Genomic DNA, 22,322 nt, shown 5'->3' on the forward strand with positions numbered 1-22,322 from the left:
CTCGTCCTGTCGGGTCTCGTGACAGGTGCCCGCGAGGGGGCGCGGATCGCGCGAGGGCCGAGGGAGCTCGGCCACGCAAGGCAGGGCGCCGGCGCGGGGACGCCGGCACCCTGCTCACGAGAGCGCGGCGCGGATCAGTTCTCGAACCGGATGTTGTCCATGTAGTAGGGGCCGGAGTTGGCGGTCACGTTGAAGTTGAACTGCAGCTTCACGTCGCTCGGCGCCGCGTTGAGCGCCGTCAAGGTGGCCGCCTGGAGCTGCGGGAACTGGACGGTGTTGAACACGCCCCGGGTGAGGCCGTTGAGCACGACGTTGCCGACCCACTGGTTGTTGATGCCGGCGGACGGGATCGAGATCAGCACCTCCAGGTTGCCGACCCAGCTCGGGTTCGGCTGTTGCTTCGACACGAAGAGATCGAGCTTGATCTTGTTGCCCACCGGCGTGAGGCCCGCGGTGCTGAAGTTCGGGCTGACGATCGCGTTGAACGAGCTCGGCGTCCGGACCTCCAGCGACGCGATGCCCTCCTGCACCCGGCCCGTGTGGGTCGCGAGCAGGGCCTGCGATGAGGTCCACGCGCCCGCCTTCTCGAACCCGAGGGTCGCATTGTTGAGGAGGAAGTCGGTCATGACCCTCTTGCGGAACGGGAGGAACACGTCGAGGACGGCCGTCGACAGGATGAAGCGCCGCGGACCATTCACGTTGTTCGGGTTGACCGGCTCCGTCTTCTCGGAGGTGTGGGTGAAGACCAGCGTCTTGGGGAACGGATCCGACAGGCCCACGTTGAGGCTGCTGTTGGGGCTGTTGCTGGCGTCCACGGGCTCGTGGCACCCCGCGCAGGCGAGGGACTGAGCGCGCCCGACGATCTGATCCACGGACAGGTTGCCGGGGGTGCCGGACAGGTCGCTGCCCATGGCGGTCAGCTTGTTCGCGATGTTGGTCCTCAGGGTCGACGTCCCGCTGCCGATCGCGTTCAGGTAGTTGTTCTGGAGGGGAATCATCAGGCTCTCGCCCGCGTTCATCGAGCTGGGCAGGGCCGACGGGTACGCGAAGCGGTTGACGTCATCGGCCGCGGCGAGCCTCTCCACCATGTTCGGGAGGACGGTGCTCTGGAAGCTGGTGACCCGCGAATCGCCCGAGATGCCGGGCGCGAAGAGCTTCGCTGACGGGTTGTCCTTCACGAAGGACGGGACGACGTTCAGCGAGGGGCTGCCGCTGGTGCCGTGCGTGAGCCTGTACTCCCGGAGCGACCAGGCGTCGAACGCCTCCTGGAACAGCAGGAACTCGTTGGTCCGGATCTGGCCGTTGTTCGGGCCCGGCGTGTGGCCGTAGTTGTCGATGTGGATGACGGGCCCGACGTTGGACGCGGGCAGGCCATTGAAGTAGAAGGACTTCAGGTCCGCCGCCCGGGTCGCCACGCTCTTCGAGGGGTCCGACTGGTTCAGCCAGAACTGGACGATGGGACGGCATCCTTCCCGGCCGTTGCTGGGGGTCGGGTTGGGCAGCCGGCCCTCGAAGATGATGAAATTACGCCGAGAGGTCTGGTCGGGCCTCGCAGAGTCGAAGTCGGGGTGGCCCGACTTCCGCGCGAACACGATCCGGTACTCCCCGCAGTGGGCGCCGTCCGGAGGGGCGAGATCGAAGCGGTTCGCCAGCGTCGTCGCCATGTACGCATTGTCGCCGGCCGTCGCGGAGAACGGATCGCTGGCGGACTCCTGTCCCACGGTCCGGGGGCACCGGACCGGCCACCCGTTGATGGACCCCGTCGTGGGCGTGTCGCCGGGCTGCGGGGCAGGAAACACGTCGTTCGGGTTGGCGGCCACGTCATTGCAATGCGCGACGGAGGGGAAGAGACCGGGGGCTTCCCGGTACGTGTCCATGAACCGCCGAAACAGCGTGAGAGGCGTGAGGCCCGGGACGCCCGACTGGGTGACGAGCTGCTGAAGGACGTCCTTCAGCGAGAACTGGGACACGATGTCGACTTCCGTGACGGTGAGCGACTTCAGGGGGTCGATCGGGAACGGCAACGAGAGCTCCTCGGCGGCCTCGCCGAGCTCGACCTCCGTCGCGTCGAACAGCTCGCTGGAGCCGTCCACGTCGCCGTCCTCCGGCTCGAAGTCCGCGCACGCAGCAGGCAGGAGCGCGAGCGCGGCCAGCGCGGCGTGCCGCGCCCTCCGCCATGTCCCGGCGGAGCCAGAGACAGACCACGAGCGCACCGAAGTGCTCGAACTCGAACGCTTGCAGAACATGAGACCTCCTGGAAACGATCACGATGACGAGCGCGCGCCCACCGATGGGCGCGCGCTCGAGGAGAAAGAGAGATGGAGCCCAGGCGAGCGCTGGAGAACGCCGCGCGCAGGCCTGGTGAGTGGGTCAAGCACGCTCGCCATGGCCTGGACACGCGCCGCCGCGGCCCGCGCTGTCATGCAGCGCGGCCTTCTGGATCGTTCGAGGTGACGATCCTGCGATGCCTTGCTCGAGCGCCGGTCGCTCTCGCGATCAGTTACAACCGAGCGCGACGGGAATATGAATGGTGTTTGCGTCCGGGGCAAGCATTACATTCTGTCGCGAGCTTCTCTGTTCCTGGCTCGCGCCGCCGCGAAGGTGCTTTGCTCGGTTCACGATCGGTTCACAAAATGGGTGACGCCGGCGCGCACCGCCAGGGCGGCTCGGGCCGTGTCGAAGGGGCCGCGTCCACACCACGGCATCCCGGGCTGTGGCGGGAAGATGCGTCCTGGGTCTCTCGGATGCGATGGCCAGATTCGATAGCCGGGCCAGCGGCGAGGGAGGGCCTCGCGCCGCCTGGACCCCCGCCGGAAGCATCCGGTATGCCGAGCGCGCGATCCCACGGAAGGGATGGCCTGGTTGCCGGACCCCGACGCGACCCACGTCGAGGTCGCCGAACTCGCCGCAGCGACGCCTGCTGGCAACGTTTGCCTCGCTGGCAATTCTTGCCATGGGGCGATGGCAAAGTTTGCCATGTCGCCGCCGCGCCCAGGTCCGAGTGAGGTCGAGCCGGTCAGGCAGGGCGTCGATGACGGACGCCGCGAGCGCGACGCGCGGAGGTGACCGATGACCCCGGCGCGCTCCCGGCGCTCGGCGACGTCGGGGGTGGCGGGGCGCCCTCGGCCATGGCGATCTCCCGCGCCCGCTCGGAGGCCGCCCGGATCAGCGGGCCGAGGAGCTCCGCCGGCGAGCGCTCCTCGCGCCAGCCCGGCGGCTCGCCGAGCTGCGTCAGGAGCGCGGCGTGGGCCGCGGGCGGCTCCAGCGCCACGTCGAGCGCCGGCGGCGGCTCGCGCCAGGCGTCGAAGTCGCTCGCCGCCATCTCGCCGAGCGTCACCGTCGCGATCGGCGGCGCGTCCTTCTCGCAGGGAGCGGCCTTGCCCCCGCCCGTCCGCTTGCCGGGCGCGGCGCCGGCTCGCGCGGCGCGGAGCGCCTCGATCACCTGCTCGCGCGTGCGGCCGCGGAGCTCGAACAGCAGGAACGGGTCCTTGTCGAGCGCCTCGCCGAGCACGTAGTGGGTCGCCGCGACGTGCTTGCACGGGTTCACCCAGTCGGGGCACGAGCAGGCGGTGGTGAGGTCCTCGGGCTTCGCCGGGAACAGGCTGGTCCCGGCGCTCCGGAAGGCCTCGTCGATGTCCTCCGGCATCCGGCCCGCGAGGAGCTCCGCCGCGAACTTCGCCCGCTTCGCCATCGCGGCGATCGCGTGCGCCCACGTGGCGTCGTCGAGCCGCGCGAGGGTGAGGATCACCTTGTACGGCTTCGGCTGCGAGCCGGTCACGCGCGCGACCACGAGGCCCGGCTTCACCTCCAGATCGTGCGTCCGCCCGGCCCGCGCGTACGTGCGCCCGCGCGCGAGGCGGCGCGCGTCGTCCGGCGCCATCCGCTCCAGCGCCTCGACCCAGCGCTTGCCCCACCAGGTCGTGCCGGCCCGGTTCATCCGGATGCCCCGCGCCGGCGGCGGCGGCTTCGGCCCGGCCTCGCGGCGGAACGGCGCCCAGCGCGCCGGCGAGCTCATGTCCGCGCCTCGCCGCGCGCGCGCCGCGCGCCCTGCCGCCGGCTCCGCGCGCGCCCCGCTGCCGGTTCGCGCTCGTCGCCCTGGTCGCCCTCCGGCTCGTCGCGGTCGTCGAGCTCGCCCGCGAGCGCCACGGCGTCCCGGGACAGCGCGAACAGCTCGCGCAGCGCGACGTTGTCGAGCTCGGTGATCCACGCCTCGCCCTGGCCCACCACCTGCGCCGCGAGATCGCGCTTCTGCTCCAGCATCCGGTCGACCTTCTCCTCCACGGTGCCGGCGCACACGAGCTTGTGGACCTGCACCGCGCGCCGCTGCCCGATCCGGTGCGCGCGATCGGTCGCCTGGTCCTCGACCGCGGGGTTCCACCAGCGATCGAAGTGGAACACGTGGCTCGCCGCCGTCAGGTTGAGCCCCGCGCCGCCGGCCTTGACCGAGAGGACGAAGACGCGCGGGCCGCGCGGATCCTCCTGGAACCGCCGCACCATCTCGTCGCGCGCGGGCCGCGGCGTGCCGCCGTGCAGGAAGAGGACCTCGGCGCCGAGCGCCGGCGCGAGGTGCCGGACCAGCCGGTCGCCCATCTCGCGGTACTGCGTGAAGACGAGCGCGCGATCGCCGGCCGCGAGCGCCTCCTCGAGCATCTCCGTGAGGCGCGCGAGCTTGCCGGACCGGCCCGCGAGCGGCCCCGCCTCCCCGAGGCACTGCGCGGGGTGGTTGCAGATCTGCTTGAGCATCGTCAGGAGCGCGAGCACGAGCCCGCGCCGGGCCATGCCCTCGGCCTCCTCGATGCGGCGCATCGCCTCGTCGAGCGCCGCCTGGTAGAGCGTCACCTGCTCGCGCGTGAGCGTGCAGTAGACCCGGGCCTCGCTCTTCTGCGGGAGGTCCCCGGCCACGGCCGGGTCGCTCTTCACGCGGCGCAGCAAGAACGGCCCGACGACGCGCCGGAGCCGCTCCGCCGCCTCCCGGTTGCCGTACCGCTCGATGGGCACCGCGTAGGCGCGCCGGAACGCCTCGAGCGGGCCGAGCAGGCCGGGGTTCGCGAACTCGAGGATCGACCAGAGCTCGGCGAGGCGGTTCTCGACGGGCGTGCCGGTGAGCGCGAAGCGGTGCGGTGCGCGGAGCGCGCGCGCGGCGGCGGCGGTGCGCGACGCGGCGTTCTTGATGTTCTGCGCCTCGTCCAGCACGACCGCCGCCCAGTCCACCCCGGCGAGCATCGCGGCGTCGCGGCGCAGGAGGCCGTAGGTGGTGATGACGAGCGCGCCGTGCACCGCCGCCGCCGCGCGAGCGCCGTTCGGGCCGCCTGCGCCGCCGTCGTCGTTCGCCGCGCCGTCGTGGTCCGCCGCGCCGTCGTGATCCGCCGCGCCGTTGTCGTTCGCGGCGCCGCCGCCGTTCGCGCCGTACGCGCGCGCCGCGAGCTCCTCGGCGGAGCGGGCGCGCCCGTCGCCGTGGTGCCGCACGAGGGGCAGGGCAGGGGCGAAGCGCGCCGCCTCGCGCTCCCAGTTGCCCACGACCGACGTCGGCGCGACGAGCAGCGTCGGGCGCGCGTCCCCGGGCGCCGCCGCCCGCCGGCCGACCAGAAAAGCGAGGAGTTGCACGGTCTTACCGAGCCCCATGTCGTCCGCCAGGCAGGCGCCCAGGCCGAGGCCCGCCATCGTCTGGAGCCAGGCGACGCCGCGCGCCTGGTACGGGCGCAGCGTCCCCACAAACCCCTCGGGCGGCGCGGCAGCGCGCTCCGCGCCGGCGCGCAGCCGCTCGATGGCCCGCGCGAGCGCCCCCTCGGCGACCACGGACACCGCCACGCCGGCGATGTCGGCCTCGCCCGCGAGCGCGACCTCCAGCGCCCGGCGCGCCGGGAGGCGCCCGCCGCCGGCCTCCAGGCGCCGCTGGATCTCGGCGAGCTCTTCCGGGACCACGACCACCCATTCCCCGCGGTGCCGGACGAGCGGCGACTTCTGACGTGCGAGCGCGGCGAGCTCCCGGGTCGAGAGCGCCTCGTCGCCGAGCGCCGCCTCCCACCGGAAGTCGAGCGCCTCGTCGAGGCCGAGCCCGGCGCTGCCCGCGACGACGCCGGCGGTGCGGCCCGTCGCGCCGACGCGCATGCGGAGGCGCAGGCGGCGCTGCCCCGAGGCCAGGAGCTCGCCCGGCACGATCACGCCGAACCCGGCCTCGCCCAGCGCCGGGGCGGCCTGCGCGAGGAACGCCCACGCCTCGGCGGGATCGAGGGCCACGCGCTCCGGCCTCGCCTCGCCGAGGGCCCGCGCGATCGGCGGGAACAGCCGCGCCGCGGCGCCGAGCGCGCCGAGGAGCGCCTCCTGCGGGTCGGAGAACGCGCGCCCGAGCGCCTTCAGCGTGCGCCCCCTGGCCTTCCACACGTCGGCGGCGGGCACGAGCAGGCTCGGATCGTCGGTCGCCTGCAGCAGGAAGCCGAGCGCGAAGCCGCGGTCGCCCTCCGGCAGCTCCAGCCGGAAGCAGGCGCGCAGCGCGTCGCAGGCGCCGAGCGCCGGCCGGACCCAGGCGTCGAGGTCGGCCGCGAGCGCGCGCTCGGCGAGCCCCTCCGTGGCGAAGGCGCGCCGCTCGCCGGTCAGGGCGAGGACCAGCCGGTGCTCCCAGGGCGCGTGCGCCGGTCGCAGCGGCGGCTTCGGGGGGTTCGTCGCGCTGCCGCGCGCGAGCGCGTCGGCCACGGCGTCCAGGAAGGCGCGCAGCAGGGCCTCGGCGGACCAGACCTCCGGGGCGGCGGCCGCCCGCGGGCGCCCGCCCCTGGCGGCGGCCGGCTCGGCGTGCGCGGCCGCGGGCACCGCGTGCGCGGCGACAGGCATGGCGCGGGCGAGCGCCGCGACGCGCGCGGCGTCCTCCGGGGCGGCGAGCGACACCGCCCAGCGCGCTTCCGCGCCGCCTCCGTCACCGGGCGTGACGCGGGGCACGACCCGCTCGCGCACCACGAGGTCGAGCGCCAGCTTGCTCGCCAGGCTCCACGCCGCGACGGACGGCGGCGCTCGCCCGAGGTCTTCCTGGGCCATGCTGGCGAGCGCGGTGATGCCGTCGAGCAACGGGGCGGCCTCGCCAGCCCTCCGCTCGACCCGGCCCGCCTCGGACACCACGATCGCCTCCGCCGGGGTGGTCGCGCCGAGCGACCGGGCCGCGCGCCGGTCAGCGTCGGTGTCGCCCCAGAAGAACAACCGGACATCGTCGGGCAAAAAGACGAGCGGCATCGGCGCGTCAATTCATTGCACAACCGACGGAGAGGAAAAGGGACTTCGCGCGTCGCGAGGTGGAAAAAACGATGGACCGGGCAGGAGCGCACCCGCTGACATCGTCCCTGCGGCCCTGTGACCCCTTGCGAGACAATGTCTCGGTTTGCCAGTTTATTTTGGAACCCCTGATGTCCCGCCGACTCGGCGCGGGGATCGTAGAAAACGACATCGATCGAGGGAATGGGTGGTGCGTGGGTTGTTGCTCGATCGGCGAACCGTCGCTGTGCTCGCGAGATCTGCGCGGTTCGGTCCGGTCGCTCGTGCCGGAGCGACGCCCTCGGCGTCACGCGCCGACCTGAATCGGCTCACGCCGCGCGGATGCCGCTCTGGAGCCGGGCTGTCTCTCTGCCTCTCTGTCTCCCGACCAACAAACCGCTGCTGCCGGCGGCGCTGCGCGCCGCGGCAGACCGGCAGGGAGCCTGCCACGCCCGTGACACGCGGTCAGATCGTCATGTTCATCACGTCGCGCACCTCGTCGAGGGTCGCGCTCGCGAACTTGCGCGCCTCGTCGATGCCCTTGCGCAGCACGCTCCGGATGTAGTCGGGGTTCGCCTCGAGCTCGGCGCGCTTCGCACGGTGCGGGGCGAGGTAGTCGTTCAGGCTCTCCGCGAGCAAGGCCTTGAGCTTCCCCGCGCCGCCGTCGCCGATCGAGTCGGCGATCTCGCGCTGGTCCCTTCCCGTGGAGAGCGAGAGCAGCGTGAGGAGGTTCGCGACCTCGGGGCGGTTCTGGGGGTCCCAGGTGATCACGCGCTCGGAGTCCGTCCTGGCCTTCTTGATCAGGCCAGCCGTCTCGTCGGCGGTGGCGCTCAGCAGGACGGCGTTGTTGCGGCTCTTGCTCATCTTCTGCGAGCCGTCGAGGCCGAGGACGACCGGTGTCTTGCTCAGGAGCGGCTGGGGCTCGGGGAACACGGCCTTCTTCGAGGCGAAGCGCTCGTTGAAGCGGCGCGCGATCGTGCGGGTGAGCTCGAGGTGCGGCAGCTGGTCCTTCCCGACCGGCACGACGTTGCCCTTGCAGAACAGGATGTCCGCGGCCTGGTGCACCGGATAGGTGTACATGCCGGCGTTGATGCGGCTGAGCCCAGCGGCCTGGATCTCTTCCTTGACGGTCGGGTTGCGGTCGAGCTCGGCGTTCGTGACGAGGGTGAGGAACGGGAGGAGGAGCTGGTTCAGCTCGGGAACGTGGCTGTGCGGGAAGATGAATGTCTTGCCGTCCTCCGGGTCGATGCCCGCTGCGATGTAGTCGATCGTCAGCTGCTTGATGTTCTCGGAGATGTTCTCGAAGGTGTCGCGGTCGGTGAGCACCTGGTAATCCGCGATCAGGATGAAGGTGTGGACCCCGAGCCGGTGAAGGCGCACGCGGTTCTGGAGGGAGCCGAAGAGGTGCCCGACATGGAGCCGCCCGGTGGGCCGGTCGCCGGTCATGACCCGGTATTTCCCGGGATTCGCGATCAGATCGGCCTCGAGCTTGGCGCTCCGATCGAGCGCGGCCTCGTAAGTTCCTGAGTATATCTCGTCCATGCTGGGTCTCCTGTGACGGCGGCACTCTACGGGAAAACGCCCGCCTTGTCCTGGGCCCACGGGGGCGGGGCGGGCTCGCCGGTTCGAACGACCGGAGCGTGAGCGCGCGCGGCGGCTCGCCGAGGTGGCGTCGCGCCGGGCGGTTCCGTGCTGCGGTGAATGCCCACCGGGCCGAAGGCACCTGAGGGCGGCGGAGGGAAATGACGATGAAACTATCGATGTCGAGGCTCGGGAGCGTCCTCGCCGGCGGGCTGGCGATGCTGCCCACGGGCGTCGCGCGGGCGGACGGCGCGCCGTCGTGGGAGAGCGTGCCGCCCATGATCACCCCGCGGGGCGAGCACACGGCCACGGTGCTCCAGGATGGCCGGGTGCTCGTCGCGGGTGGGTACACGGAGGTGGACGAGGTGGGGCTGTACACCGACGAGAACACGGCGGTGAGCCTCCGGGAGGTCGAGATCTACGATCCGGCGACCAGGACGTGGTCGCCCGCGGCGCCGCTCTCCCACGGCCGCAGCGGACACGCGGCCATCCTCCTTCCGAGCGGCCAGGTCCTCGTGGCCGGCGGCCGGGGACGAAGCATGTGGTCCTACGCGCCAGAGCTCGCCTCGGCAGAGATCTACGACCCGATGAGCGACACGTGGACGCTCGTGGGGCGGTTGCGCCTGCCCAACCCCTCGCCGTCGATGATGCTCGCCGGCGGCAGGCCGGTGCTGGTCGGCATGGCCTCGTCGGAGCTCGAGATTTTAACCCCCGAGCTGGACGCGGCCGTCTATGACCCGGAGTCGCGCAGCTGGACCAGACTCCCGCTATGCGAGGCCCAGTCCAGACTCACCCCCATGACCGCGACGCTGCTCCACGACGGCCGGGTGATGGCGGTCGGGATCGACTGCAGCCTCTATGACCTGGAGACTCGCCTCTGGACCGTGGAGCTCGGGGCCGTGCTGGCGACGGGGGGGTACGCTTACCCTGACGCGACGACGCTCCCGGGCGGCGGTGTCCTGGTCGTGGGAGGTACCCAATACGGTCCGGACCCGGAGGTTCACGCCTTCTCGCAGATCTACCTCCCGCAAGACGACCGCTGGGAGGCGACACCCGGGCCGTATGCTCCGGCCTCGACGCCGTGCCGGCCGAACAGCTCGAGCATCCGGGGGACGCGCACATCGCTGGTCCCGAGCGGGAGGGTGCTGCTGACCGGGGGTGTGGAGCCCTGCCGCCCGAGGGACTCGTCAGAGTTCATCGTTCCCTTCTACGCGACCATGGCGCTCTTCGATGAGGCGACCCGCGCCTGGTCGAGCCTCGACGTGGAACCGCCGGTCACGATGGCGCGCGCGTACCATTCCTCGACGCTCCTCAGGGACGGCAGCGTGCTCGTCGCCGGCGGGTACGTCGGCGCCTCGACCCCGACGGCGTCCGCCGTGCTCTTCCGCGAGCGATCGCAGCTCGGCGCGAGCTGTGACGCGGACAGCGATTGCGGGAGCGGCTTCTGCGCGGATTCGGTCTGCTGCGACGCGCGCTGCGCCGGCCCCTGCGACGCCTGCGCGACCGCCTCGGGCGCGCCGCAGGACGGCGTCTGCGCGCCGCTCACGGGCGTCGCCTGCGACGACGCGGACGCTTGCATCGCGGGGGGCGTCTGCGAGGCAGGGGCGTGCGTCGGCGGCGCTGCCGCGCCGGATGGGACGCCGTGCAGCGACGGCGACGCGTGCTCGACGGCGAGCGCTTGTGTGGGGGGCGCCTGCGTGGGGTCGAGCCTCGCGGTGTGCGTGCCCGCCGACGAGTGCCACGAGGCGCCGGTGTGCGACCCCGCGGCCGGGTGCGCGGCGCCCGCGCCCGCGACGCCTGACGGTACGCCTTGCGATCATCCCGGCACCGAGGAGGGGTGGCGAGAAACGGGTCGGATGGGCATCTTCGTTGGAGGCAATCCCACGGTGCTCCCGGACGGGACGGTCCTTGTGATCGGCGAGGGCGTGCTCGACAGCCGGACCGGGAGTGAGACGGTCTGGGTCCGTTACGATCCGAGCACGGGCGCCTGGCAGCCGGCCAGAGCGGTCGGTGGCTTGCGCTATGCGATGACACCCACGCTGCTCCAGGACGGGACGGTCCTTGTGATCGGCCGGGGCTCGCTCTGGGCCCCCTCGCCGACGATGCGATTCGACCCGGCGACGGGCGTGTGGACGCCGGCCGCGACCACAGCCGCGCCGCGCTTCGTGAGCACCGCCACGCGGCTCCTGGATGGCCGGGTCCTCGTCGCCGGCGGCGACCAGTCGGGCAGCTACGGCGGCATCCACGTCGAGATCTACGATCCGGTCGCCGACACGTGGGCCCCGAGAGCGCCCTTGAACGTGCCGCGGGCGCGCCACACGGCAACGTTGTTACCGGACGGCCGGGTCCTCGTCGCGGGCGGCGAGGATCGAAGGTCCCTGCTGGCGAGCGCCGAAGTGTACAGCCCGGCGAGCGACACGTGGACCCCCGTCGCCCCGATGGGCTGGGGTCGCTCGGAGCACACGGCGACGCTGCTCCCGGACGGCCGGGTGCTCGTCGTCGGAAGCACCGGCGATGAGAGCGGCAAGACGGCCGAGATCTACGATCCGGCGAGCGACACGTGGACCTCGGCGGGGGAGATGGCGACGGCACGGAAGTCCCATGGAGCGGTGCTCCTCTCCGACGGCAGGGTCCTGGTGGTTGGCGACTCGCAAGACTCGGACGACGGCGCGGTCGCCGCCGAGATCTATGATCCGGCGAGCGGCACCTGGGCGCTCGGGCCGGCCCTGGACGTGATGATCAACAGTCACGCGACGGCGCGGCTCGACGACGGCCGTGTCCTGATCGCCGGCGGCCGCGCCGGTAGGTCGAAGTACTACGTGACCTCGGGGTATCAGTTTATCGACAATGCGTGGCTCTATGTCCCCGCGCAGCCCGCGTCGCGCGGGGCGTGCCAGGCGGGCGCCTGCGTGCCGGGCGAGGGCGGGGGCAGTGGCGGCGCAGGCGGCGAGGGCGGCACGGGAGGCGATGGTGGCACCGGGGGACACGCCAGCGGCGAAGGCGGCCCCGGGGGACACGCCAGCGGCGAAGGCGGCGGGGACTCCACCGGCCCCGGCGGCGGCGCGGCGGGGCACGCCGGCGGCGACGGCGGCGCAGGCGGCGCAGGCGGCGCCGCCACCGGCGGCGGCGGCGATGCCAGCGGTGGTGGTGGCGGAATCACGAGCAGCGGCCATGGCGGCGGGCCCAGCAGCAGCGGCGGCGGCACCGGCTCCAGCAGCGACATCGGGGCCGGCGGCGGTGCCGCCGGTGGCCACGGCGGCGATACCAGCCATGAGGGTGGCGCCCCATCCACCACGACCGTCACGGCCGGCGCAGGCAGCGACGCCTCGGCGAGCACGGGCGCCAGCACGACCGGCGCGCAGAGCAGCGGCGGCGATCCGCCGAGCGCAGGAGGGGGCGGCGGCTGCCGCATGACGCCGGGCAGCCAGCCGGCGATGGCCTGGCTGCTCGCCCTCGGGGCGCTCGCCTCCACGCGGCTACGACGGCGCTCCGAGAGCGTCCGCCGCCCCACGTGATCCGCCGCTCCACGTGAGCAGCGCCGCCGCGCTCATGCTCCAGCGCCTCGCCAGGGTCGCTCGTCACGCCGATGCGGCCTCGCGCACCTCGTCGCTCGCGTGGGTGCGGAATCCCACGCTCGCTACCAGAGCGTCGCCGTGGTCAGCGCGAAGAAGATCACGTACGCGATGTTGAACCCCGCGCCCTCGGTGTACTCGCGCGCCCGCGCGGGCAGGGCACGCTTCGCGGCGAGCCAGACCAGGGTGGCGGCGACCGGGTTGACCGCGGCCATCCAGGTGGGGAAGGCGGTGCGCCCGCTCGCCACCACGGCCGAGAACCAGAGCGACGCGACGAGCGTGCAGAGGAAGATGACGGCATACCCGAGCTGCATGACGCCGTGCTGGCGCTCCAGGACGGCGAAGAGCGCGTCCCTGGCGGGGCCGCCGGCGCGGAGCGCCTGCGCGGTCTCGCCCAGGTAGATGAACGATCCGTGGACGAACGGGCCGACAGCGATCGCATACGCGAAGAGCAGCGCCGGCGGCAGCGCCCACGCCACGCCCGCCGGGCGGAGCCCCTGGTAGATCGGATAGACGCCGGCGAGCACCAGCGGCGCGGCGAACACGCCGAGGAGCCCACCCCAGAGGAGCCGCCTCGGCGGGAGGATGGACAGGTTGGCCAGGAGCGCCGCGCGCCGCCGCAGCTCGGGGCGCGCCACCGTGTCGATCGGCAGGGGGACGCCGCGGGTCGGGCCGACCTTCGGCGCGAGCAGGAACACATCGCCGACCGCGTAGATCAACGATCCGAGGGCCGCGAACAGGCCGCTGATACGAACGAACGGGAGGACGTCACTATCCATCGTGGGTCTCGCCTGCAGAGGCACCCTGCCGGTGCGCCCCGCCGAGGCTGCAAGCATGCGTAGGGAAGGGGAAGACGATCGCACCAGTCTAGAGCGCCATCAGAGTGAAACACCCAGGAATGAAGAGATTTGAACCACAGAGGCACAGAGGACACAGAGGAACAACAAAAAAACTCTGTGCCCTCTGTGCCTCTGTGGTTCGTTTTCTTCTCGGGGTTTCACCTGTTCCGTGTCCTGGAACAGCCTGGCGCGGAGTGTGGCACGCCGGCGTTACGTGACGGTTTCTGTGCAGGTGCAATTTTCGCTCCACATCGCAAATCTTCGCCCGCTGCGCCGGGCTCGCGATCCTCGTGTGCAGGGTTGGTTCGGGTTGGGCCGGCCCGGGGCGGAGCGGCTGCTCCTGATGTCGCCTGCTCGAGGGGGGTGTTAGGCTCGCCGGCGTCGAGAGGGCGCGGCGCGGTGCCGTGCCGGGAGGTCATTCGATGTCATCCGTCAGGGGGTTCACCCTCGATCTGTCGCGAATCGAAACCGTTGGACAGGGCCTCGTCCGGCCCGAGTGCGTGATCGCCGAGCCCGACGGCACGCTCTGGACCTCGGACGCCCGCGGCATCGCGACGCGCATCGATCCCGACGGACGGCAGGCGACGCTCGGCCCCGACGTGGGCGAGCCGAACGGCATCGCGATGGATCGGCAGGGCAACCTCATCGTCGCCGCCCTGTCCGGCGGCAAGGTCCACAAGCTCCACCGCGACGGCCGGTCCGAGGTCCTCCTCGACTCCATCGACGGCAAGCCGCTCGGCGCCGTGAACTTCTGCTTCGTCGACTCGCGGGATCGCCTCTGGATCTCCGTCTTGACACGGCAGCTTCCGTGGTGGAACGCGGTCGTGGGCAACATCCGCGACGGGTACATCGTGCTCGTCGACGAGAAGGGCCCCCGCATCGTCGCCGACAACCTCAGCCTGACGAACGAGGTGCGCCTCGACGCCGACGAGCGGTTCCTCTACGCGGTCGAGACCGTCCCCGGCCGCCTCATCCGCTTCCCCGTGCGCGACGACGGCAGCCTGGGCGAGCGCGAGCAGTTCGGGCCGGACAGCCTCGGTATCGGCGGGCTCATGGATGGATTCGCCTTCGACGCCGAGGGCAACATCTGGGTGGTCGCCGTCTGCCGCAACGGCGTTTCGGTGGTCTTCCCCGACGGCAGCTACCAGACCGTCTTCGAGGATCCGCGCCCCGCGACCCTCGAGGAGCTGACCGTGAAGCTCAGGAGCGGGACCATCGAGCCGATGGATCTCGGCGCCTGCGCGGGGAACACCCTGCAGCTCCCCACGAGCATCGCGTTCGGCGGCCCCGATCTCCGCACCTGCTACATGGGGTCTCTCGCCATGTCGCGGCTCATCTCGTTCCGCGCGCCCGTCGCGGGGCTCCCGCTCGCGCACATGAGGTGATCTCGCCATGCCTCGCGTTCACCTCGTCACCACCGGCGGCACCATCGCGAGCCGCGTCGACCCGAAGACCGGGGCCGCGGTGCCCGCCGTCCGCGCGGAGGAGCTCGTCGCGGACGTCCCCGCGCTCGCCCGCGTGGCCGACATCGCGGTCACCGAGTTCTGCCTGGAGAGCAGCTGGAACCTCGGCCCGGACCGGATCGCGGCGCTCGCGCGCGTGGTGCGCGGGCTCACCGCCGATCCCGCGGTGAGCGGCGTCATCGTCACCCACGGCACGGACACCCTGGAGGAGACCGCATTCGCGCTGGATCTGCTGCTCGACGGGGAGACCCCGGTGGTGCTCACCGGCGCGATGCGGGACGCGAGCACGGCGGGCACCGACGGCCCGCGCAACCTCGTTTCCGCGGCGCGGATCGCGGTCGAGCCCGCGGCGCGCGGGCTCGGCGTGCTCGTCGCGCTGAACGACGAGATCCACGCCGCGCGGTGCGTGATGAAGACCCACACGACCGCGATGAACACGTTCGCCTCGCCGGGCGCGGGGCCGCTCGGCTCGGTCGACGGCGAGGGCGTGCGCATCCACGCGCGCCCCGCGAGGACGCCGACCTTGCCGCTCGTCGACCCCGAGCCGCGCGTCTACCTCGTCAAGATGGCGTCCGGCATGGACGATCTCCTCCTCCGCGCGCTCCTCGACGCGAGGGCGCGCGGGGTGGTGATCGAGGGCTCGGGCGCGGGGAACGTCTGCGGGAGCTGGGAAGACGCGATTCGCGATCTCGTGAAGGCGGGCACCCCGGTCGTGCTGAGCTCGCGCTGCCCCGGCGGCCGGGTCACGCCGACGTACGGCGCGCCCGGCGGCGGGCGGCGGCTCCGGGACCTCGGGGTGATCCCCGCGGGCGCGCTCTCGGGCCCCAAGGCGCGGCTCGCGCTGATGTTCGCGCTGGGCGCCGGGCTCGACGCCGCGGGCCTACGCGCGTATCTCGAGCGGCTTGGCGGGTGACCCGTCGCCCCTCGGCTGCGGGGCGCGCCGCTCGTCGCCGGCGCCCTGCCGCTTCAGCTTCTCCTCGACGCGCGTGCCCTTGAAGAAGCTCGCGTTGGCCTCCGTGTAGAGCTTGTACGGGTTCTCGAACACGTAGGCCTTGAAGTCCTCGGCGCTGATCACGCCCTCCTCCACGAGGTGCCAGCTCTCCGCGAGCGCCTCGGTGAGATCGGGGACGTCCCAGTGGCCGACGTCCGAGGAGTAGATGGCGTTGATCTTCGCGCCGAGGGGGTTCGCCCTGGCGTTGAAGGCGGAGGCGATCGTGCGGTCGTCCGACTCGGACCCGAAGAAGAAGTTGTTCACCCAGCGATCGCGGATGTCCTCGATCTTCTCGATGCCCGCCGCCGCGAAGTCGTTGCGGTGCTCCGGCCCAGGCTGGCGCGCGTCGCTCGTGTACCCGGCGCCCAGCGTGTCCGCGATGAGCTGCTCGCCCTCGATCGAGCGGCCCTTCACGAGATCCCCGCCGTACCGCCGGAACAGCTCGCTCAGGAGCGCGCGGTCGGTCGCGGCCGGGTCATAGTGCTTGAGGCCCTCCGGGCCGCGCTTCTGGAACCGGTCCACGAGGTGGATGTAGACCCGCGCGCCCCAGTCCGCGCCGCCCTCGAGCATGCCGATGCGCAGCCCCGGGAAGCGGCGCGTGACGCCCCCGAAGAACAGCGCCTTGGCGAACGCCTCCGAGCCGTCGGCGAAATGGCCGATGTGGTTGTTCATGTAGTTGCTGATCGACGAGCGCCCCGTCCAGCCCTGGCTCCCGTAATGGGTGAGCACGGGCACGCCGAGCTCGACCACCTTCGCCCAGAAAGGATCGTAGTCGTGCTCGCTGTCGATACCGTAGAAATCGATGTACGTCGCGTACTTGGCGATCTCCGGGTGCTGGTCCGCGGGGTACTTCTCCGCGATCGCCTTGATGGGACGACGCACGCCGCCGGCGATGTTGATCGCCTTGAGGCCCAGCTTCTTGACGGCGAACTCCAGCTCCTCGATGCCCTCCTGCGGCGTGTTCAGCGGGATGCCGGCGACCGGGGTGAGGCGGTCGCTGTACTTGCGGAACAGGTCCGCGTGGTAGTGGTTGATCGCGCGCTGGAGCGCCTGCCGCTGGCCCGGATCCTTCACCGCCAGCGGCGCGAGGGTGTTGTTCGGGAACAGCACCGAGTAATCGGACCCCTGCTCCTCCAGGCGCTCGGCGAGCAGCGAGGGGAGGTGGTACGTGGCCACGTCCAGCGTGTTGCGCGTCACCCGCGCCCACCACGGCGACCTGACCGTGCGGTAGTGCTGCCGCTCCTCAGGCGTCTGCGCGTACCAGTCCTTGCCGCTGCTGTTCTCGGCGTTGCGGCGGCGGGAGCTCAGCGCCTTGCGCAGATCGTCGACGAGCTTGGCGCCGCCGTACGTGGCGACGAAGTCCTCGAGGGCCGGCGTGTAATCGTTGGTGTGGATGTCCGTGTCGATGACGGGATAGTCGAGCTTTTCCTTGACCGCCACGGAGGGCGAGGCCTTGAGACGAGCGATACGGTCGGTCATTGAAGACTCCGGAAAGGGCAGGGGGCGCGCCGAGGTCGCCGTTGTAAGGTCGATTCGTCGTACTGGCGCGCCGCACCGTGCAACGCGCGTGCCCCGGCGCCGCCGCCGACGACGACGCGCTCGCCGACTCTGGATTTCGGCGCTCCTGCCCCGCGCCCTGCCTGGATCCGCGCGTCGCCAGCCGCCACGCGGTGCTCGGATCCGAGCAGCGCCTCAGCGCCGCTGCTGCCTCAGCAGCAGCCCGGCGCGCCCGGGATCTGGGGGGGACCCGGCGCGACCGCGCGGGGGCGAACCGTCGCGAATCCGTGGCCCGGTGAGCCCGGCAGCTTCTCGACGCCCGCCGGCCCGGCTGGCCGCGGGAGGGCTGGGTGAGCAAGCGGCGCAGGGGGGCCAAGCGCCCGCCGCGCTCGGGCGAGCCGGCCGCGCGGCCGTCGCATCGCTCGACGCGCAGCGCGCTGTCGCGATCGGATGACGGATTGTCGTGATCGGATTGGCGTGAGTGGGCCCGCGGACGTAGATCGGGTGCAGACGGACCGGACACGCCGTTGGTGTCACGCCGATCCGTCCCGTCCTAGAATTCCACCAACCGTTCAAGGAGAAAGCCCTATGTCTCGATCGGTCCAGGAGACCAACCCCCCTGCACAGCAGGAGGCCATGGCACAAACTCAGATCGAGAAGGTCCTGCAGACCATCGCAGATAGCTTCCGTGTGTCGTTGCGCTCGCCGATCTTGCATTCGCCGGCAGAGCACGCCTTGACCTACGAAGATGTCACCTTCCCGTCGCAGGACGGCGTGCCGCTTGAAGGCTGGTTCATCCCGGCGTCCGGCTCCGACAAGATCATCATCGCGAACCACCCGCGCTGGTTCAGCCGTTCCGGGCTTCCGTCACATCTGGAGCCTTGGAGGTCGCTCGGCGCCGCAACCGGCAACGATTTCGAGGTGAACTTCGTACCGGACTACAAGATCCTCCACGACGCCGGCTACAACGTGCTCGCCTACGACCTTCGCAACTTCGGCCACAGCGGTGCCGCCAACGGCGGCATCTTCACCGTGGGACGCTTCGAAGCCCGCGACGTCATCGGCTCGTTGAGCTACGTGCGCAGCCGCCGGGACCTGCGCGACATGGCCATCGGTCTGTTCAGCCGCTGTGTGGGCTGCAATGCCACCATGTTCGCCATGACGAAACACCCGGAGGCATTCGATGGTGTCCGCTGCATGGTCTCGCCGCAGCCCCTCTCCGGCCGCGTCGCGCTCGAGCGGGCGCTGGAACGACTCGGAATTCCGGCCGACCGCATCGACGACCTGGAGGAGCGTATCAGGCTTCACACAAGCTTCAAGCTGGACGACTTCTCGCCAGTCCCGTGGGCGAAAAGCGTCATGGTCCCGACGCTGCTGTACCAGGTCCGCGACGATCTCTACACCAGGCCGGATGACGTCCAGGCGATATACGACAACATCCCGATTGTCCAGAAAAAGCTGTTCTGGATCGAAGGGACCACGCGGCGGTGGGACGGATACACCTACTTCGCGAAGGACCCGAGCCAGATGCTCGAATGGTTCGACACGTACATGAAGTGACGCGTCACTGCGCGACGCAGTTCTCCACCATCGATTCCCAGACTGCATCTCCGGTGGCGATGCTACCGGCAGCGGTGGGGTGGATTCCATCTTGCGTGTAGTCGTTGTGTCCGTTCCATACCGGACGAAGGTCCAGCCAGTAGCACTTCGGTGCCGTGAGCCCGTCGCACAGCTCCTTCATCTTCGGTCGGAGCGTGTCGAGGCAGGACTTGAGCGACGCAAACTGGTTTCCGATGGGGTCTGGATAGAAGAAATAGAGCACCTTCTCGACGTTGTCCTCCGCCATGGTCTCGAACAGGGACTCCGCCGCCGCGAGGGCTCCGTCGCCGTCCCCTCTCAGCAAGCAGTCGTTCCCGCCCCCGTCCATCAGCACGTACTTGATCATGCCGTTCTCCGCGGCCTTGCGGTACTGGCTGGGGATCTGATCGTTGGCCAGCGTCGTGCCGCTGACCGAGTTGTCGATGTAGCGCTCGCCCTCGGCGAGGGAGCCGTTCGCCTTGGCCTGCTTCTCGATCTGCTGCGTGATGCCGTGCGTCGCGGCGATGAATGATTCGCCGATGACCGCGACCTGATTTCCCCTGGTCTGGCCCTTGACGCACGCGTCCGCGCCGCCGGTCGTGACGCTCGTCTCTCCGCTGCTGGTCGAGCTGCTGGCCTCCGCGGTGCCTGCGCCACCGCTGCCCGAGGTGCTCACGGCGGGTGAGCCGCCGGCTCCGCCAGGGTCCATACCGCCCGTGCCGACCGTGACCGTGGACCCCGGGCCGCTGGTGGCCCCGTCCGTGGTGCCTCCGCTGGTCGAGGTCGTACCACCGTCACTGGCCTCACCGCAGGCGTAGAGGCCGATGCTCAGGAGACCGAGAACGCTCAGATTCGTGGCGACGTAGCGGCGTATTGATCGCATTTCATTTCTCCAGGTTCCGCTTGGTGTCGAGGCTCCAGGGCGCGAGAGACCCTCATTTGCCCTGTGTCAACGACGTATCCATGCATCGAAGGGACGGCGTTCACTCCACGGCTTGGCGGGGGGATGCCAAGCGAGGTGATTGCCACGACTTCGTACCCGAGCCACCCGGAGCGAGGTATAGGTATACTCGCCTATGCATCGATTCGAGACGTCACGCTCGCATTGGTGGACTGAACAATTCGGGCGAGAGTCGAATTCGGTGTTCGCCGAAAACTACGAGGCTTGCCGTGCGTCGGCCGTCCAGCCGCCGGCCAGCGCGCCGCAGACCAGCCCGGCGAGAGCGCCTGACTCCGGTCAGGCGCCCGCGATGAAGCTGTCCTGGTAGGCCGGGTCCTCGACGGCGAGCGCGGCCGGCGTGGCCGTGAGCGGGCGGGTCGTGTCGAGCATGACCGCGAGCTCGCTCGTCTCGCGGCTCCCGAGGCTCGCCTCGTAGGCGCCGGGGTGCGGCCCGTGCGGGACGCCGGCCGGGTGGTGCGAGATGCTGCCGGGGCCGACGCCGCGGCGCGAGGTGAAGTTGCCGCGGCAGTAGAAAAGGAACTCGTCGCAGTCGACGGACGAGTGAGGATAGGGGCAGGGGACCGCCTCCGGGTGGAAGTCGACCGGGCGCGGCACGAAGCTGCAGACGAGGGCGCCGCGCGCGGCGAACGTGCCGTGCCAGTCGGGCGGCAGGTGGACGAGCCCGACGCGCGGCTGGAAGCTCAGGATCGGGAACGCGAACGGGTACACCGTCCCGTCCCAGCCGACGACGTCGAGCGGCGAGCGCTCGCAGGCGAAGCCGTGGAACGCGCCGCCGCGCTTCACGACGAGCGCGCGGATGCCCTCGTCGAGGGGGCCGACGAACGTGGGCCGCCGGAAGTCGCGGTGCGAGTACGGCGCGTCCATCCGGAGCTGGCCGACCTCGTTGCGCCACTGGCGCGGCAGGTGGAGGCCCGCGGCCTCGATCGTGAGCCACCGCTGGGGCGCGGCGTCGGGGAGGAAGCGGTAGAAGAGCCCCTTCGGGACGACGACGTAATCGTCCTGCTCGAAGCGCAGGTCGCCGAGCATCGTGCGCAGGACGCCGCCGCCCTGAACGATGAAGAACAGCTCGTCGGCGTCCGCGTTCGCGAAGTACACCGGATCGGCGGCGTCGGGCTCGGCGACCCCGATCACCACGTCGTCGTTGAAGAGCAGCGGCGCGCGGCAGTCGATCGCGGGCCCGCCGCGCCGCGGCAGGTCCTGCGACCGGTAGTGCCGCTTCGCGAGCGGGCGCGGCGGCGCGGCGACAGGCAGCGCGAAGCCGTGCTCGGCCGGCGCTGCCCGGTGCTCGTGCGGCCGGCGCTCGTGGTAGGCGATCGTGTAGGGGCCGTCGAAGCCCTCGCGCGTCAGGCACTCCTCGTAGCGCAGCTCCCCCGCCTCGCCCCGCAGGGCGATGTGGTGCTTGCGGGGGACGGTGCCCGCGACGACGCGGTCGAGCATCAGCCGTGCCCCTCCGCCTTCTGCTGCCGCTCGATGCTCTCGAACAGCGCGCGGAAGTTGCCGGCGCCGAAGCCGCGGTCGCCCTTGCGCTGGATGAGCTCGAAGAAGAACGGTCCGGCGTCGGGATCGCGGTGCGTGCCGGCCGACTCCTTGAGGAAGATCTGGAGCAGGTACGACCGCGCGCCGTCGCCGTCCACCAGCACCTCGAGCTCGCGCAGTGCCGCGACGTCCTCGTCGATCTGCTCGATGCCGAGCTGCCGCACGCGCTCGGGCAGCATGTCGTAGTAGGCGGGCGGGGTCGGCATGAACTCCACGCCCCGCGCGCGCATGCCGCGCACGCCCGTGAGGATGTCGTCCACGGCGAGCGCCACGTGCTGCACCCCGTCGCCGCGGTGCTCCTCGTTGAAGACGTTGATCTGCGAGCTCTTGAAGTGCGGGCGGTAGGGCTCGTTGTTGGCGAACTTCACGCCCGAGCCCGGGTCCCACATCACGGCCGAGCGCAGGCCCGAGCCGTGGCCTGTGTCCCTGGCGACGTCGTTCGTGTGAAACGCGATCTTCCAGAACGGCTCGAGCCCGAGCACGTGCTCCATCCAGAGCAGGGCGGGCGCCATGGTCTGGAAGTTCGAGGTGATGTGATCGAACCGGGCGATCCCGAACCGGTTCTCGCCGCCGCGCGGCGCGTCGTAGGCCACGCAGCCGGGGAACAGCGCGGTGTAGCCGCGCCGCTCGACGAAGCGGAAGGTGGTGTCCCCGAACGGCGTCGTGATCGAGAACGAGGCGAAGGTGCCGCCGCCGTCGGTCGCGCGGTGGATCTCGTCGATCGGCGTGCCGCCGCGGCCGTCGAGCAGCCGGAAGGCGCGGTCGATGTCCTCGACCTCGAAGACGATCGTGCCCACCCCGTCGGGGTGCTTGCGCAGGTAGCGCCACGCCCGCCCGCCCTCGCCGAGCGGCTGCGAGCAGACGATGGCGCACTCGCCGGCCTGGAAGACGACCGACCGCTGCGCCGCCGCCGCGTTGAGCTCGGGCGAGCTCGCGGCGGTCTCCTGGAAGTCGAGCTTCTCCGTGTAGAACCTGCGGCTCCGCTCGAGGTCGCGCACATAATAATGCAGCGCCTCCACCCGCTTGATGCCTATCGACTCGACCTTTGTCATTTCAGTCCTCCGTCGC

13 protein-coding genes and 1 pseudogene are annotated in these 22,322 nt (G+C 71.2%); 5 read left to right on the forward strand and 9 right to left on the reverse strand.

All coding sequences use genetic code 11. The features are described 5' to 3' along the window. Positions 1 to 134: 134 nt before the first annotated feature. The 4 genes from WME96_RS17120 to trpS all read right to left on the reverse strand — a co-directional run bounded on the left by WME96_RS17120 (position 135) and on the right by trpS (position 8,778). The gene (locus WME96_RS17120; RefSeq protein ID WP_437291186.1) at positions 135 to 2,213 is read right to left on the reverse strand and encodes a hypothetical protein; all 2,079 of its coding nucleotides are present in this window, start codon (positions 2,211 to 2,213) and stop codon (positions 135 to 137) included. Between the two features lie 803 nt (positions 2,214 to 3,016). Further along, positions 3,017 to 4,015, reverse strand: a complete 999-nt coding sequence (locus WME96_RS17125; RefSeq protein WP_437291187.1) for an SWIM zinc finger family protein — start codon at positions 4,013 to 4,015, stop codon at positions 3,017 to 3,019. Further along, positions 4,012 to 7,218, reverse strand: a complete 3,207-nt coding sequence (locus WME96_RS17130; protein ID WP_437291188.1) for a DEAD/DEAH box helicase — start codon at positions 7,216 to 7,218, stop codon at positions 4,012 to 4,014. The genes WME96_RS17125 and WME96_RS17130 overlap by 4 nt, the downstream gene beginning before the upstream one ends. Before the next feature lie 483 nt (positions 7,219 to 7,701). After that, positions 7,702 to 8,778 carry a tryptophan--tRNA ligase gene (gene trpS / locus WME96_RS17135; protein WP_437291189.1) on the reverse strand — a complete coding sequence of 359 codons (1,077 nt, stop codon included), beginning with the start codon at positions 8,776 to 8,778 and terminating at the stop codon, positions 7,702 to 7,704. A gap of 317 nt (positions 8,779 to 9,095) precedes the next feature. Between trpS and WME96_RS17140 the strand changes: the two are divergent. Both WME96_RS17140 and WME96_RS17145 read left to right on the forward strand, forming a co-directional pair. Next, positions 9,096 to 9,386: pseudogene (locus WME96_RS17140) on the forward strand (kelch repeat-containing protein); the annotation flags it as partial. 228 nt (positions 9,387 to 9,614) lie between these two features. Beyond that, on the forward strand, positions 9,615 to 12,332 hold the full coding sequence (locus WME96_RS17145) for a kelch repeat-containing protein (protein WP_437292326.1): 2,718 nt from the start codon (positions 9,615 to 9,617) through the stop codon (positions 12,330 to 12,332). A gap of 122 nt (positions 12,333 to 12,454) precedes the next feature. Here WME96_RS17145 and WME96_RS17150 read toward each other — a convergent pair whose 3' ends face one another. Further along, complete coding sequence (locus WME96_RS17150; RefSeq protein ID WP_437291190.1) at positions 12,455 to 13,168, reverse strand: DUF6796 family protein; 714 nt, start codon at positions 13,166 to 13,168, stop codon at positions 12,455 to 12,457. Between the two features lie 482 nt (positions 13,169 to 13,650). Here WME96_RS17150 and WME96_RS17155 point away from each other — a divergent pair, with 482 nt between their 5' ends. Both WME96_RS17155 and WME96_RS17160 read left to right on the forward strand, forming a co-directional pair. After that, on the forward strand, positions 13,651 to 14,613 hold the full coding sequence (locus WME96_RS17155) for an SMP-30/gluconolactonase/LRE family protein (RefSeq protein WP_437291191.1): 963 nt from the start codon (positions 13,651 to 13,653) through the stop codon (positions 14,611 to 14,613). A gap of 7 nt (positions 14,614 to 14,620) precedes the next feature. Beyond that, positions 14,621 to 15,604, forward strand: coding sequence for an asparaginase (locus WME96_RS17160; protein WP_437291192.1), 984 nt, complete (start codon positions 14,621 to 14,623; stop codon positions 15,602 to 15,604). On the opposite strand, the gene WME96_RS17165 is transcribed toward WME96_RS17160, so the two are convergent. After that, complete coding sequence (locus WME96_RS17165; RefSeq protein WP_437291193.1) at positions 15,572 to 17,161, reverse strand: amidohydrolase family protein; 1,590 nt, start codon at positions 17,159 to 17,161, stop codon at positions 15,572 to 15,574. The genes WME96_RS17160 and WME96_RS17165 overlap by 33 nt on opposite strands. Before the next feature lie 654 nt (positions 17,162 to 17,815). Here WME96_RS17165 and WME96_RS17170 point away from each other — a divergent pair. Continuing rightward, entirely contained in the window at positions 17,816 to 18,739 is a 924-nt protein-coding gene (locus WME96_RS17170; protein WP_437292327.1) for an alpha/beta hydrolase family protein, read from the forward strand. Positions 18,740 to 18,743: 4 nt separating this feature from the next. On the opposite strand, the gene WME96_RS17175 is transcribed toward WME96_RS17170, so the two are convergent. The 3 genes from WME96_RS17175 to WME96_RS17185 all read right to left on the reverse strand — a co-directional run bounded on the left by WME96_RS17175 (position 18,744) and on the right by WME96_RS17185 (position 22,306). After that, positions 18,744 to 19,640, reverse strand: coding sequence for an SGNH/GDSL hydrolase family protein (locus WME96_RS17175; protein ID WP_437291194.1), 897 nt, complete (start codon positions 19,638 to 19,640; stop codon positions 18,744 to 18,746). A 354-nt stretch (positions 19,641 to 19,994) separates the two neighbouring features. Continuing rightward, on the reverse strand, positions 19,995 to 21,155 hold the full coding sequence (locus WME96_RS17180) for a homogentisate 1,2-dioxygenase (protein WP_437291195.1): 1,161 nt from the start codon (positions 21,153 to 21,155) through the stop codon (positions 19,995 to 19,997). Then, positions 21,155 to 22,306: a 4-hydroxyphenylpyruvate dioxygenase family protein gene (locus tag WME96_RS17185; protein ID WP_437291196.1), complete on the reverse strand. Its 1,152-nt coding sequence runs from the start codon at positions 22,304 to 22,306 to the stop codon at positions 21,155 to 21,157. The genes WME96_RS17180 and WME96_RS17185 overlap by 1 nt, the downstream gene beginning before the upstream one ends. Positions 22,307 to 22,322 lie beyond the last annotated feature (16 nt).

This window comes from Sorangium sp. So ce406 (assembly GCF_051474675.1).
GTDB classification, from domain to species: Bacteria; Myxococcota_A; Polyangia; order Polyangiales; family Polyangiaceae; genus Sorangium; species Sorangium cellulosum_G.